Below are 13,714 nucleotides of genomic sequence, written 5' to 3' on the forward strand. Positions count from 1 at the left end.
GGTCAGCGCTCCTGGGCGGTGATCGGTGCCGGGCCCGCGGCAGTGCCACTGCCGCCGCCGAATCGACCGCGCAACGCCAGCGAGACATAGACCAGGGCAACCAGGACGGGCACCTCGATGAGCGGGCCGACCACGCCAGCCAGGGCTTGGCCGGAGGTGGCGCCGTAGGTCGCGATGGCCACAGCGATGGCGAGCTCAAAGTTGTTGCCGGCAGCGGTGAACGCCAGCGTGGTGGTGCGCTCATAACCCAATCCGAGCACCGAGCCGAGCAGGTAGCCCCCACCCCACATGATCGCGAAGTACGCCAGCAGGGGCAGCGCGATGCGGGCGACGTCCCACGGCCGGTTGGTGATCTGCTCCCCTTGCAGCGCGAACAGGATCACGATGGTGAACAACAGGCCGTAGAGCGCCCACGGCCCGATCCGTGGCAGGAACTTCGACTCGTACCAGTCACGGCCCTTGGCTTTCTCCCCGAGGCGACGCGAGAGATACCCGGCCACCAGTGGGATGCCCAGGAAGATCAGCACCGATTTCGCGATCTGCCATGGCGAGGTGTCGATGGTGGTTTGTTCCAGGCCGAGCCAGCCCGGCAGCACCGACAGGTAGAACCAGCCCAGCACCGCGAACATGACGACCTGGAACACCGAGTTCAGCGCGACCAGCACCGCGGCGGCCTCACGGTCACCGCAGGCCAGGTCGTTCCAGATGATGACCATGGCGATACACCGCGCGAGCCCGACGATGATCAACCCGGTGCGGTACTCGGGCAGGTCAGGCAGCATCAGCCAGGCCAACGCGAACATCAAGGCCGGGCCGAACACCCAGTTCAACAGCAGCGAGGACAGCAGCAGTTTGCGGTCGCCGGTGACGGTGTCGAGGCGGTCATAGCGCACCTTGGCCAGCACCGGATACATCATGATCAGCAGGCCCAGCGCAATCGGCAGTGAAATCCCGTCGATCTGGACTTTTTCCAGCGCGGTGTTCAACCCCGGGATCCAGCGCCCCAGCAGCAGGCCGGCGACCATGGCGGCACCGATCCACAACGGCAGGAACCGGTCGAGGGTGGACAGCTTGCCGACAACCGGTGTTGCCGACGACGAAGTGGTGGTCTCGGTCATGCCAGCACCCCCACCGTCTCGACGGTGGCGCCGAGCAGCACCGACAGGCTGGCCAACGCTTCGGGCACCACTGTGTAGTACACCCAGGACGCGCGGCGCTCGGAGGTCAGCAGACCCGCGTCGCGTAGCACTTTGAGGTGATGGCTCACCGTGGGTTGGGAGACCTCGACTCCGGCCGAGATGTCGCAGACGCAGGCCTCACCGCCGGCGCGGCTGGCGATCGCCGAGAACAGCTGCAGCCGGACCGGGTCGGCCAGCGCCTTGAGCTTGACCGCCATGTCCGCGGCGGCAACCGCAGAGATCGGTTCACGCAGCAGCGCCCCGGGAGGGCAACACAGCACCTCGGACGACTGATCAAACTGATTCGACATACATCAATATTGACAGTTATCGATACCGTCTGGCAAGTGAACAGTCGCCCAACTTCGAGGGCACGGCCCGGCCGGGTGCCTTGAGGGCTGCGGTTCCATAGCGGCGTTAGTCGGTGGCCGTGGTTACCGTAGATGGCTATGGCGACACCTCCAGCGCAGGCGATGTGCAGTGAGTGCAACCAGTCGGCCCGCGTGGCCACAGCCAATCCGATCTGGTCTCATGGCGGCGATGAGCCGTCGACGTGGATCGTTGAGGTCGACTGTGCACGCTGCGGCCTCCAACACGGCTGGCTTCCTCGGCGCTGACGGCGATGGCTCCCGAGCCCCTTTTTGATGACGGTCCGCATCACGACGGTCCCGCGCTCTACACCGAACCTCATTTCGCGTTCCTGAACCGGGCCAGTGACCCGATGTGGGCGCAGGTACGTGACGTGATCGAACAGTGGTATGCCGACTACCCCGACCCCGACGGAGATCTGCGCGCCAGATTTCGTGATGTCAGCATCCGGCAGCACGCTCCGGCCTGGTGGGAGCTGTACATCTACACGTTGTTTCGCCGGCTCGGATATGCGCCGACGGTTCACCCCGAGATTCCCGGCACCACCCGCCACCCCGACCTGCTGCTCACCAAGGACGGTTCCCGGGTGTACATCGAATGTGTGGTGCTGTTTGAGGACGGGAGCCGGCAGTCAACAGACAGCGAATCCTGGGTCAAGGACTGCATCGACGCCGCCAAGAACCCTGACTTCGTCGTCGGGGTTCGGTTCGAGCACTTCGGGAAACTGCGGCCGAAACAGAGCCAGGTCACACGCCACATCGAGGGTTGGCTGGCAACGCTGGACTATGACTCCGTGTCGGCGGCCAGCCGGGCAGGCGAATCACACTACCCATCAAAGAACTTCGACTTCGCTGATTCGCGGGTAAGGCTCACTGCTATACCCGTGCACCCCGACAGGCGGGGCAATGACGTTGGCCGCATCGGCTTCGGCCCGGCGAATGGCGCCTTTGCGGTGCAAAGCGTTGGCGAGATTCGAGACATCTTGAAGGGCAAGGCTAAACAGTGCCGGGCGGTCGATGCGCCGCTGATCGTCGCGATTCTCAACTGGTCGATGTTCGCCCGGCTCAACGAAGTCAACCGTGCCCTGTTTGGGTCCGCCGTCGTGCAATCGGGCAGGGACACCACCCAGCTGGTTCAAGGTACAGACGGCTATTGGCACCCCGGGCCGCCGCCGCGCGGAAGTGTCGTCTCGGCCGTGTTGTTCGGTGAAAGCGTCAGTCATTCACGCGTTGCGGCTGGGCTGCCGAGGCTGTGGCGCAACCCATGGGCACAGCGCCCCCTACAAGATGATCTCCCGTTCGAGGCGCACGCTGCTGACCCCGACACCGGTGAAGTGGTCGTGACCGCGCACGAGACTATCCCGGCATCAACAGTTTTCGGATTGTCGGCAGGGTGGCCTCACGCCTAGGGCACGATCCTGGCGCAGACACATCCGACTGCGCCCAGCACGGCGGTTATCTGGTGCCGTCATCGTTTCCGCGGTGGCGGGATGTAGCTTGCGAGCGGGGTCGCCTGCGCGTCGAGATGTTGGTGACGGGCTTTTGGCTTTGAGCACTTTCTCGTTCGAGCGTCAGAACATTGATCACTGTGGCGTACAGCTGCAGTCTCTGCTCTAGCTCTGCACAGTGTGCGAGGAGTTTGGCGTGGTCTTCCTTGAGCTTTTGATACTCGCTGAGGCGGCGCGCGAATGCGGCCGGGGCACCGTCGGCGTTGCGCACCTTGGCCTGGAAGAGCTCTTTGAGGTCGACATGTTGGTGGGTGAGATGCCAGCGCGGGAGGTCGGCTTCCACGGCGAGCTGTGACACCGACAGTCGGCCGGTGGACCGTAGCGGCTGACCGGCGAGCAGCCGGTCCATCGCGGCGAGGATCTGGTCGCGGATAGGGTCGTTGTGGGCGGCATCGGTTGTCATTGGTGTCGCTCCAGGATTTTGTCGAGACGTTGCAGTTCGCGTTGCTCTCGTTGGTGTCTTATCGGAGGGGCCAGCGGATCGCTGACGATCTCGTGGAGCTGGTTGCGGTGTTGTTGGATGGCTTCGATGTCACGGTCGGTGTGTGCGATGCAACGGCATGTGGGACGGCAGTCGTCGATGTCGGGGGTGAGCATCGGATCGTCCATGCTCCCGCGCAGCTGACACGCAGCCTCCTGCGCCTTGAACACGCACGTCATTCCGTCGCCGTGATAGATCTGCAGCAGCGTGTTGCCGAGCAGATCGCGCGCTTGTCGGGGGCTGGTGAGTACATGACCGGCGAAGGTGCGTTCGGCGGCACGGACTCGCTGGCGGTATTCGTCTGCAGCGGGCCCAGAGACGCGTTCGCCGTCTTCGAGTGCTTGTTGGTCGATGGCCATCTCTTCCAGACGCGCGAGGAAGTCTTCGTAGGCGTACTCGTCGGGAAAGCCCGAGCTGTAGTCACCGGCGTATCCCTGGATCAGTCGTGTGTGCACGTGCCCGTACTGCATTGCTCCGGCGACCAGGCCGCGGGGCCGACGCCGAATGAACCAGGCCAGTGTTCGCCGAAACCGTGAGAGCGTGATCTGCTGAGGGTCAAGAGGGATGCCCGGGCGGTCGTTCTGCGTGCAGTAGTCGTTGACCCAGTCGATGAAGTCGGAAATGGTGCCGACGGCTCGCGTGCTGGTCCGAGCCTGACCGATGCGGGCGAAGTTTGTTGCTTCCTTGTAGGGCTGGATTCTGGACGGGAACAGCAGGGGGTGGGCGTGGAGGCGCTCCATAACAGCGACCGCGTCGGCGACCGGCTTGACCACCACCCACGGATCGCGGCGTTGTTGTCCCTCGGGGAGTTTGTTTCCGTCGTCGTCGACGACGTTCTTGAACACCAGTCCCGACATCAGCCACATGTCGGCTGCTTCGTCGCGTTCGATGCATCCCCGCCGCAGATTGAGGACTTCGCCGGCTCGCGCACCTGAGAGGTAAGCGATGACGATCATCGCGGCAGCGCTGAGATGGTTGGCCAATGTCCGCGCCTCCTCGTAGGCGATGGGACGGTGCCGCCAAGGACGTCCGTCGAGGCGGGCGGTGATCGGGGTGTCCAGATAGGGTGCGTCAGCAATCGGTAGGCCTGATCGCGCAATCAACTGGCCCGCGGGGTAGCGCAGTGTTTTCTGGTTGAACACCATCTCCAGCTGCCTCTCGAGATGCTGCATGTCGAGCTGCACCCTGCCCGTGGCGTCGACCTTGCCGGGTAGGGCCCCGCCGGTTTCATGCAGTCGTGCCACATAGGCCTGCACCTTGTCTTCCAGGTCATGGCTCGGGGTGCGCCCGAGGCGGCCGCCGTTGTCGGCGCGGCGCGCTTGTGGGGAGAGTCTTTTGAGACGCAGGTGTTCGTCATGCGCTGCGATGATGTCGACGGAGAAATCCTCGACGAATCGCAGTGCCCAGTGCAGCAGCGGCTGCATGGTGACTTCTGCGATGCGCGGTGTCCGGTTTTCCCTGCGCGACTGCGACTTTCCCAAGATTTCGTGCAGTGGATCGCCGTTCCACGGCGGCGCGAGGGGAAGCCTCATTGATTCGGGCAGGATCAATCGGTAACTCCATAGCCGCCGTATCTCAAGGGCCCGCCGATGCTTGGTGTCGAGTGTGGCTTCCACGTCCACGAGGTATGCCAGGTAGCGGTCGAGGACGTTGTCATCAACCTCACCGAAAGCCCAGATGTGTTGCTGGTTCAACCACGTCATGAAGGCCTTGAAGCTGGCCCAGGCACTGACCACGGTAGCGATCGCTGCCTTGCTCGCCGCCTTCTCGTGAAACGGGGTGGGCGTGGAGTGGTTGATCAACTGCCAGAAATAGTGTTTGGAGGCGAGGCGTAGCCGCTCAGGTATTGAGCTGAAGTTCAGTGTGAGCGTGTAAACGTGCTCTTCGAAGACTGCAGCGGTCAAGCTCCAGTGGTCGTCACCGAAGCGACTCAGCGCAGCGACGTCCGTCCCAGGGACGAGTTCGCGGTTGGTCAGGACCAACGTTTGATCGTCGGGCCACTGGACGTCGTCGGGAATCGGGCTTGCCCATTCGACCGAACGCCAGGGCGCGGTCACCGAATGTCCATTTCCCGATTGATGAATCGGTCCACCATCGCGTGTTGCTGCGGAGTCGCGTCCGCGCGCGCCTGCGCGACAGCAGCGGCGTCATGCCGGCTGAGCAGGTCGGCGAGTTGGGTGTGAGCACGTGCGAATCGTTGCGCCCAAGCCAGTGGAGTCATGTCTGCCTTGCGGGCTTGAAGGCGCTCAAAGACGAGAGCTTGCACGGGTAGATGGTGGGGCAACGCTCTCGCGCACGGGCATTCCAGGCATTTCATGAACGACGCGCGGCATGGTTGCCCCGGAGCCCCAAATGGGCTGTTGTCATTGTCGATACAGGAGTTCATCACTGTGTCCAGTTCACCCGCAAGCATGCGCTTGACGACGGTCGGCTCAATACCGTGCTTTGCGGCGAGCGCGCAAGCGTCGGATTGAGCGATCTCGTCGCGACTGAGGGTCTCCATGACGCTGCGACTGCGCGCTTTGTCGACTTCTTCAGCCAGTGCGGCCGCGACGACTTGTCGATACTGGCCGAGGTTGCCGCGGTCCCTGCTGAGATAGTCCTTGACCAGGGTGGTTTCGGTGTGAGCAACGGGTTTCTGGTGCAATGAGACATAAGTGAGCCGTATCAGGTCCAACGTCACCGACAGGTATCCGCGGGCGTTGGCCGCCGAGGCATCAGGCTGGATCTTGTGACGCGCCGACCACATACGGAAGGGCTCGTTGCTGGCAAGCGCCCGAATGCCGCGGGTAGTCCCATTTGCGTGGTAGCCAACCAGAAGGCGGTCCGTATCAGTTATTTGACGCGAGTGAGACGTCAAGTCAAGCAACAGCGCATATAGACCGAACGGTGTGTGCAATTCGTCGCGGGCTGTCGGAGATGACGACGTCGAGGGAAGCGTGATCCAGTCCGGGATCTCGGCCAAGGCCAGATTCATGTAGGCCCGGGCTCCTCGCCGGGGCTTGTAAGTATCGAGGATCGCGATGGACTTCCGCCCATCGACGTGTCCGTCGGTTCGGTGATGCGCTGTTGTGAGGTTGAGGATGACACTGCGATTCTGACCGGTCATGATCCCCATAAGAATTGCCGCAGCAGCGAGTTCGGTACACGTCAGATGCAGCCAACCCACTACCTCGGCGACCGAGCCGAACCCCGAGTCCCGTACCCAAGTCTTGGGTGCGTACGTCCCTTTGTGAGCTGGGCGCGTATAGCGGGGTACGTCGGTGTGCTCTTCGACGAACTCCAGCAGTTCCAAACGCCGGTCACGGCCAGCCATCTTTCCTGCGCGGTACTGCCGCAACAGCTCGCGGTTCTTGCGGATTCTGGTCGCCGCGGCGCGCAGATCTGATCGCGCAACGCGAGCGATCTGAGTGAACTCGTCGCGACTGTAACTTGCCTTCTTACTCGCGTTCGATTTTCTCAGAGTGATTTGGCAAACTTTGGCCACCATCATGGCAGTTAGTTCATTGCTATTGCGGAGCACTACTTTTAGCTCAGACACTTCGCGATGTGCCGACGTTGTTGTGGCGCGGCGATGATCGCGGAAACCGTCAATGTGGTCATCGACGAGCTCTGCCATCGTTGTGGGCGGGGCCGCCAGTCCGCTGAGGTAATCAGCGAAGAGTCGAACGGCGCGGAAAGAGTACCTGAAACCTTCCATCCTGGTCACCGCGCCACCAGGAGCTGTCCGTTTCGCAAACGTCATCGCCAATCCCTTTTGCAGATCGAGGGCCACAGGCATCCGGGAGAAATCGAAATCCTGAACGGTGGCACCATCATGGTCAAAGCACCTCACCGTCAGTCGGTCTGGCTGCAGTCCATGGGATGTCAGTCCTTGGGTGGGTAGCGCTGCGCGTCGACCGCGGCGGCTCACCAGCTGGTTCCAACCGGGTCGCTGGCGACATTGGGGTGCAGGCGGAATGCCTGGCTGAGGAACTCCTTCACCGGAAAGCCGTCGGCGTGGGCCAGCAGAATCTCGACGTCAAGATTCCGGAAAGGTTCCAAGTAGACGTTTTTCGTCGTCTCGACGCGGGCGTGGCCGAGCATGGTTTGAACGAAATGCCAGGTGTCTCCGAATTGGGTACGGAAGTCGTTTGTGCCGTCCTCCTCGAGGGAGCTCAGCCGGGCTGCGTACACCAGCTTGCCGATCGAGAACCATTTCAGAGCAAATGAGTGCCGGTGCATATGCGGTGTGCACCTGAAGTTGGGCAACCCAAGCGCGGCGATCCGCCGATTGGCGTTATCAAACGTGTGGTGCCATCCATGGGGATCTCGGGGCAGCCCATCCTCATTTAGCCACAGGGCCAAGGGTTCCAGATCGCTACCGGTGCGCATGAACAGTCTTCGCCGCTGTTCTGGATCAATGAGGTTCCATGGTCGCTGAACCTCCTGGCCGTCGTCCGCAATGAGGATCACGTGGCCCCCACGTTTAGCCGGTTGTGCGATCTGGCGCGCTGCGACGGCGTCATACCGATGCTCGGCCTGCGCGTCACGAACAGCACGCGCACGAGGGCCTTCTATGTAGGCACGGACCGCGCGCAACACATCAACGGGCATCCAATAGGGATGTCCGTACCCACCCTTGGCGCATTTGTCGGCCAACCGGCACGTATAGAACGACCTTCCCAGCTCCAGCGTCGGCAACTCCGGCAACACCACCGAGCCCCACTCGGTCAGCCGCAGTCCTGTCCCATACAGACCATCCACAAACGCGCTGTCTCGCTGTTCATTTCGTCCTCGCCACGATTTGTCTGGTCCGCCGTCCAGGGTTCGACCACGCAGGCCCACGTCGCGCCACCTCGCGATCGCGGCGGGATCTAGCCACTTGACGCCCGCTGTGCGCTTCGCCCGGGGTGAACCCACTTCGGCGAAAATATCGGCCACCTCCGGGTAGCGGGACGAGGCCCATCGATAGAACTTCTTACAGGCGGCGATGTCCTTGGAAAAAGTCGACGTACCAACTCTTTCCGGATTGGTCGGGTCTGTCAGACGCCAGAACTGAAACTCCTCGACATCGTCGACAGAGGCTGTAAACCACTCCTGCCCGCGGGTTTCCAGGAAGTTCAGCCACAATGCCAAACAGCCGGCATAGTCGCGGTTGCTTGTTTCCGCCAGATTCCGCATCCGAGCTGAACCGAGGAAGTCGTTCACCCGAGTATCTGGAAATCCATTCGGACCCAACAAGAACCGTTGTCCATCACGACCCCCGAGGGCTTTGATCAACTCCGACAGCGACTCTGATCTATCCGCCAGCACCAACGACAAGTCACCGACTGGCAGATCAAATCTGTATCGATGAACCTGCCATCGCGCATCACTCATGATCGGCTCCATTCTCAATGGACCCGATCAGTCAATCACAACAGTTCAGTCGGCTATAGAACGCCAGGCGCCGTCGGGATCACGATTCGGACGATGGTCTTCCACTTGGGCACGCCCAGCGCGTAACTCGCTTCGCGAAGGTCCATCGGCACGATGCGCAGCATCTCCTCGGTGGCCCGCACGATCACCGGAATCATCAACAGCACCAACGCCAGTGACACTGCGAACCCGGACCGGCCGAACCCGAGCGTGGCCACCCACAATGCGTAGATGAACAGCGCGGCGACGATCGAGGGCACGCCGGTGAGGATGTCCACCATGAACGTGGTGACCTTGCCCAGCCGCGTACCACCGCCGTACTCGACCAGGTACACGCCCACCATCACCCCGATCGGAATGGAGATCAGCGAGCACACGAGGCCTTGCAGCAGGGTGCCGACGATCGCGTGGTAGGCACCGCCACCCGCGCTGAACGTCGTCATCCCGGCCTGGGAATTGGTGAACCACGTGGGTGAGCTCAATGCGGCCCAACCCCGGACGATCACCGAGTACAGCACCCACACCAGAGGTACCAGGGCGACCAGCAACGACGAGGTCACCAACACCGTGGCGAGGTGGTTGGTCAGCTTGCGGCGCAGGCTCACGCCCTGGAACGCGGGCGCCTTGACCGGCCGCTCGAGCGTGGAGGTCATGAGCGTCCCTTTCCGGCGACCGCGGCACGGGCCAGCGAGTTCACCACGAAGGTGAGGATGAACAGCACCAGGCCGGCGGCGATGTAGGCGCCCGCCTTGTACTGGTCGTTGAATTCGCTTGCGGTGGCGGCGATCTTGCTGGCGAAGGTGTAGCCGCCGTCGAACAGCGTCCAACTGAACGCGGTCTGGGTGCCGCGCAGGATGATCAGCAATGCGATGGTCTCACCGAGCGCGCGGCCCAGACCGAGCATCGCGCCGCTGATGTACCCGGACAGCCCGAAGGGCAGCACCGTCGTGCGCACCACTTCCCAGCGGGTGGCACCCAGCGCCAGCGCGGCCTCGATCTGGCCGCGCGGGGTCTGGGTGAACACCTCGCGGGTCACCGCGGTGATGATCGGCAGGATCATCACCGCCAACACGATGCCTGCGGTGAAGATGGTGCCGCCGCCGGCCACCGACGCGTTGCCGGTCTTGAACAGGAACAACCAGTCCAAGTTCGTATTGAGCCACACCGCAAAGGGTTTGATCGCGGGCGCCAGCACGTACAGGCCCCACACGCCGTAGACGATCGACGGCACGGCGGCCAGCAGGTCCACCAGATAGGCCAGCGGGCCGGCCAATCGCCGCGATGAGTACTGGGTGAGATAGATCGCGATGCCCAGGGCCACCGGCATCGCCAAGACGAGCGCGAAGACCGAGACGAACACGGTCACCTGCAGCAGCTCGAAGATGCCGAAGTGCATCGCCGAGGTGTCGGTGGTGATCCAGTTGCCGCCGTAGAGGAAGAAGTTCTCCTCGTTCCGGGTCAGCGCCGGAACCGCGCGCCAGAGCAGGAACACCCCGATCGCCGCGATGAGCGCGACGATCAGGATGCCCGAGCCCTCGGCAAGCCCACGGAAAATTCGGTCGCCCAGGCGAACCTTGGCTCCCTTGGACGGATCGGTCGAGATGGGTACCGGTTCGGGATGGGGGGAGGCGAGCGTCTCCCCCGACCCCGAATCAGCTGGATTCGGCGTTGTCACTGTCGTCCCGTCGGGGCCCCTGGTCGTCATATGGTCGGTTAAATCCATCCTCGCCCAAATCCGTCCTCAAATGCCAGCCGGGCTACTAAGCGATGGCCTCGACCGAGGTCAGCAGGCGCTGCTTGAACTCGTCGGGGAGCGCGATGTATCCGGCCTGCGACAGGCTGGCCTGGCCCTCGTTGGCGGCCACCGTCAGGAAGGACTTGACGGCCGCAGCGGTGTCGGCGTCGTAGCCCTTGGAGCAAACAATCTCGTAGGTGGCCAGCACCAGCGGGTAGACACCGGCTTCCTTCGAGGCGTACAGCGCGTTCAGGTCGAGCACGAGGTCCTTGCCGTCACCCTTGACCTTGGCGGCGCCGACGGCCTTGGTGGTCGACTGGTCGTCCAGCGCGACCGCACCGGCGCCGCTGTCGATCTGGGCGTAGGGCAGGCCGGCTGCGGCAGCCGGGCTCTTCTCGACGTAGCCGATCGAGCCGGGGGTGGCCTGGACGGCCTGCACGACACCGGAGGACTTCTGCGCGCCCTCACCGGCGCCGCCCTGGAACTCCTTGCCCGCACCCTTGGTCCAGGTCTGCGGCGCGGCCGCGGCCAGGTACTTCTGGAAGTTGTCGGTGGTGCCCGAGGAATCCGACCGGTAGATCGGCTTGATGTCCACGTCCGGCAGGGTGGCGCCGGCGTTGAGTGCGGCGATGGCCGGATCGTTCCACTTGGTGATCTGGCCCTGGAAGATCTTGGCCAGCACGTCCGGGCTCACCACGAGCTTGTCGACGCCCTCGACGTTGTAGGCCAGCGCGACGGGGCCGAACACCAGCGGCAGGTTCCAGGCCTCGTTGCCGCCGCAACGCGCGGCGGCCTTGGCGACCTGGTCGTCCTTGAGCGGCGAGTCGGAGCCGGCGAAGTCGACCTGCTTGGCGATGAACTGGTCCACGCCCGCGCCCGAACCGGTCGGGTTGTAGGACAGGTTCTTGCCGGAGCAGACCTGGCCCCATGTCTTGTTGAACTCGGCAATGGCATTCTGCTGCGCGGTCGAGCCCTCGGCCGTCACAGCGCTCTTGCCGCTGCACTCAGCGGACGCGGCCGAGTTGGTGCCCGCGGCCGACGAGCCGGTGCTGGCGGCGTTGTTGTCGCTACCACAGGCGGTCAGCGTGAGGGCCGCGATCGCCGTCGCGGAGAGCGCGACACCGAACGGCTTGCCAATGCTGATGAGCTTCACTTGTCCCACTTTCAGTTGACGGCTTCGAACTCTCCGGCAACGTATTAGGCCCCAGTGGACGGCTCGCGGACAGCAGGTGAATCAGCAGTGAATAGGTTCAGCGTGTTCACAGCTAAACGGGTTAACCGGCGGCGTACGCCACGTCGACGCCGAATACCTCGAAACCCAAGTTTCGGTAGGTCGCCACGGCCGCCGAGTTATCTGCCTCGACGTAAAGTAGCACCGTCGCCAGGGACCGCTCCGCGAGGTGGTGCAGACCGATCAGCGTGAGCACCGAACCCAGGCCTCGCCCCTGTGCGGCGGGGTCGACTCCGACGATGTAGACCTCGCCGAGATCGCCATCGTGGACCTTCGTCCAGTGGAAGCCCAGCAGCGCCCCGGTGCGCTCGTCGAACGCCTCGAAAAGCCCTTCGGGGTCGAACCACGGCTCGCTGCGCCGCTCTTCGATGTCCTGTTCGGTCCAACCGCCCTGTTCCGGATGCCAGGAGAACGCGGCGTTGTTGACCCGCAGGATCTCGGCATCGTCACCGGGACCGGCGTAGGTGCTGATCCGTACCCCGTCGGCGGTGCGCAGCGGCGGCAGATCGGTCAGCGGGCGGCGCATCTGCAGCAGTTCGCGGACGGTTTTGAGGTCCAGCGAGGCCGCCAGCGCCCGGGCCGCCTCGAGATTGCCGTGCGCCCAGATCCGCGTGCCCGCGGTCCCCTCGGCGAGCCCGGCGCGAGCCAGCGCCGCCCCGATGCCGCGCCGTCGGGCCTGCGGATGAACCACCAGTTCGGCCATCGCCGGGTCTTCGTCGCCGGCCGGGGCCAGGTTCAGGTATCCGACGAGGTCTGCGCCGTCGGTCGCCAAAAGGTGGCGGGTGCGGTCATGGCCGAGCTCACGCAGCACCTGATCGCCGACCGGGGCGACGCCGTCGACCGCGGTCGCCGCGGCAATGAGTGCCCGGATCCCGGTCTGCTCGGCTTCTGAGAGTCCGGTCCGCCAGTCGAGGTCGGTCACTGGCTGGGCAACCGCCCGGCCAGCGACTCGTCCACGTCGTCGTTCACCGGGTCGAAGTCGTCGTCGACGTCGTCCTGCGTGGCCTCGGCGGCGCCGCTCGCCTCGGGGGCGGGGGTGCGGCCGCGTGACGGGCGTACCGCCTTGTATCCGACGTTGCGGACGGTGCCGATCAGCGATTCGTACTCGGGGCCGAGCTTGGCGCGCAGACGACGGACATGGACGTCGACCGTCCGGGTTCCGCCGAAGAAGTCGTAGCCCCACACCTCCTGCAGCAGCTGCGCCCGGGTGAAGACCCGTCCGGCGTGCTGTGCGAGGTACTTGAGCAGCTCGAATTCCTTGTAGGTGAGATCGAGGGGGCGCCCGCGCAGGCGCGCGGTGTAGGTACCTTCGTCGATCGCGAGCTCACCGAGGGTGATCTTGCCGACGTTCTCCTGGTTGGCGCCGCCTCCGCGCCGGCCGACCAGCAGCCGCAGCCGGGCGTCGATCTCGGCGGGGCCGGTGCTGGGCAGCAGGATCTCGTCCAGACCCCACTCGTGGTTGACCGCCACCAATCCGCCCTCGTTGATCACCGCGACGACCGGGACGGATGTACCCGTCGTTCCCAGTAGTCGGCACAGGCCGCGAGCGGCCGCGAGATCGGTACGCGCGTCCACGATCGCCACATCGGCACTACCCGCTTCCAGCAGCGAGGACACCTCTGTCGGTGCCGTGCGCACGGTGTGGGCCAGCAGCGTCAGCGAGGGCAGGACCGACTCGGGGTGCGGGTCGACGGTCAGTAGCAGCAGATCCAACAGGTCCTCCGGCGCGCCGGCAATCACTTCCCGCGACCGCCCGGACCCCGATGTCCACGCAGTCGGATTCATGACTGACATGTAGCCGTTACCGGCCTTT

12 protein-coding genes and 1 pseudogene are annotated in these 13,714 nt (G+C 64.0%); 2 read left to right on the forward strand and 11 right to left on the reverse strand.

The window, feature by feature from the left end:
- Positions 1-2: 2 nt before the first annotated feature.
- Together arsB and TX88_RS24315 are read right to left on the reverse strand one after the other, a co-directional pair.
- Positions 3-1,118, reverse strand: coding sequence for an ACR3 family arsenite efflux transporter (arsB, locus tag TX88_RS24310; RefSeq protein ID WP_005086316.1), 1,116 nt, complete (start codon positions 1,116-1,118; stop codon positions 3-5).
- On the reverse strand, positions 1,115-1,489 hold the full coding sequence (locus TX88_RS24315) for an ArsR/SmtB family transcription factor (RefSeq protein WP_005086317.1): 375 nt from the start codon (positions 1,487-1,489) through the stop codon (positions 1,115-1,117). Before TX88_RS24315 ends, arsB begins: the two co-directional genes overlap by 4 nt.
- A gap of 138 nt (positions 1,490-1,627) precedes the next feature.
- On the opposite strand from TX88_RS24315, the gene TX88_RS35835 reads away from it, so the two are divergent.
- Entirely contained in the window at positions 1,628-1,795 is a 168-nt protein-coding gene (locus tag TX88_RS35835; RefSeq protein WP_419186657.1) for a DUF7160 family protein, read from the forward strand.
- 5 nt (positions 1,796-1,800) lie between these two features.
- Positions 1,801-2,955 (forward strand): hypothetical protein, encoded by a 1,155-nt coding sequence (locus TX88_RS24320; protein ID WP_005086318.1) that lies wholly within the window; start codon positions 1,801-1,803, stop codon positions 2,953-2,955.
- Positions 2,956-3,001: 46 nt separating this feature from the next.
- Here the strand turns inward: TX88_RS24320 and TX88_RS24325 are convergent, their stop codons facing one another.
- The 9 genes and pseudogenes from TX88_RS24325 to TX88_RS24365 all read right to left on the reverse strand — a co-directional run bounded on the left by TX88_RS24325 (position 3,002) and on the right by TX88_RS24365 (position 13,614).
- Positions 3,002-3,457: a hypothetical protein gene (locus TX88_RS24325; protein ID WP_005086319.1), complete on the reverse strand. Its 456-nt coding sequence runs from the start codon at positions 3,455-3,457 to the stop codon at positions 3,002-3,004.
- Positions 3,454-5,517 (reverse strand): hypothetical protein, encoded by a 2,064-nt coding sequence (locus tag TX88_RS24330; protein ID WP_244438600.1) that lies wholly within the window; start codon positions 5,515-5,517, stop codon positions 3,454-3,456. Before TX88_RS24330 ends, TX88_RS24325 begins: the two co-directional genes overlap by 4 nt.
- A gap of 71 nt (positions 5,518-5,588) precedes the next feature.
- Entirely contained in the window at positions 5,589-7,316 is a 1,728-nt protein-coding gene (locus TX88_RS24335) for a hypothetical protein (protein WP_210742397.1), read from the reverse strand.
- 128 nt (positions 7,317-7,444) lie between these two features.
- Complete coding sequence (locus tag TX88_RS24340) at positions 7,445-8,896, reverse strand: site-specific integrase (RefSeq protein WP_227469652.1); 1,452 nt, start codon at positions 8,894-8,896, stop codon at positions 7,445-7,447.
- Positions 8,897-8,964: 68 nt separating this feature from the next.
- Positions 8,965-9,588, reverse strand: a pseudogene (pstA, locus tag TX88_RS24345) (phosphate ABC transporter permease PstA); the annotation flags it as partial.
- Positions 9,585-10,640, reverse strand: a complete 1,056-nt coding sequence (gene pstC / locus TX88_RS24350) for a phosphate ABC transporter permease subunit PstC (RefSeq protein ID WP_044520466.1) — start codon at positions 10,638-10,640, stop codon at positions 9,585-9,587. The gene pstC and the pseudogene pstA, both read right to left, overlap by 4 nt.
- A gap of 55 nt (positions 10,641-10,695) precedes the next feature.
- Complete coding sequence (pstS, locus tag TX88_RS24355) at positions 10,696-11,823, reverse strand: phosphate ABC transporter substrate-binding protein PstS (protein ID WP_044520467.1); 1,128 nt, start codon at positions 11,821-11,823, stop codon at positions 10,696-10,698.
- 121 nt (positions 11,824-11,944) lie between these two features.
- Positions 11,945-12,823, reverse strand: coding sequence for a mycothiol synthase (mshD, locus tag TX88_RS24360; RefSeq protein WP_044520468.1), 879 nt, complete (start codon positions 12,821-12,823; stop codon positions 11,945-11,947).
- Positions 12,820-13,614 (reverse strand): winged helix-turn-helix transcriptional regulator, encoded by a 795-nt coding sequence (locus TX88_RS24365; RefSeq protein ID WP_084622158.1) that lies wholly within the window; start codon positions 13,612-13,614, stop codon positions 12,820-12,822. Before TX88_RS24365 ends, mshD begins: the two co-directional genes overlap by 4 nt.
- Positions 13,615-13,714: the final 100 nt, after the last annotated feature.

Source organism: Mycolicibacterium septicum DSM 44393 (assembly GCF_000455325.1).
GTDB lineage: Bacteria > Actinomycetota > Actinomycetes > Mycobacteriales > Mycobacteriaceae > Mycobacterium > Mycobacterium septicum.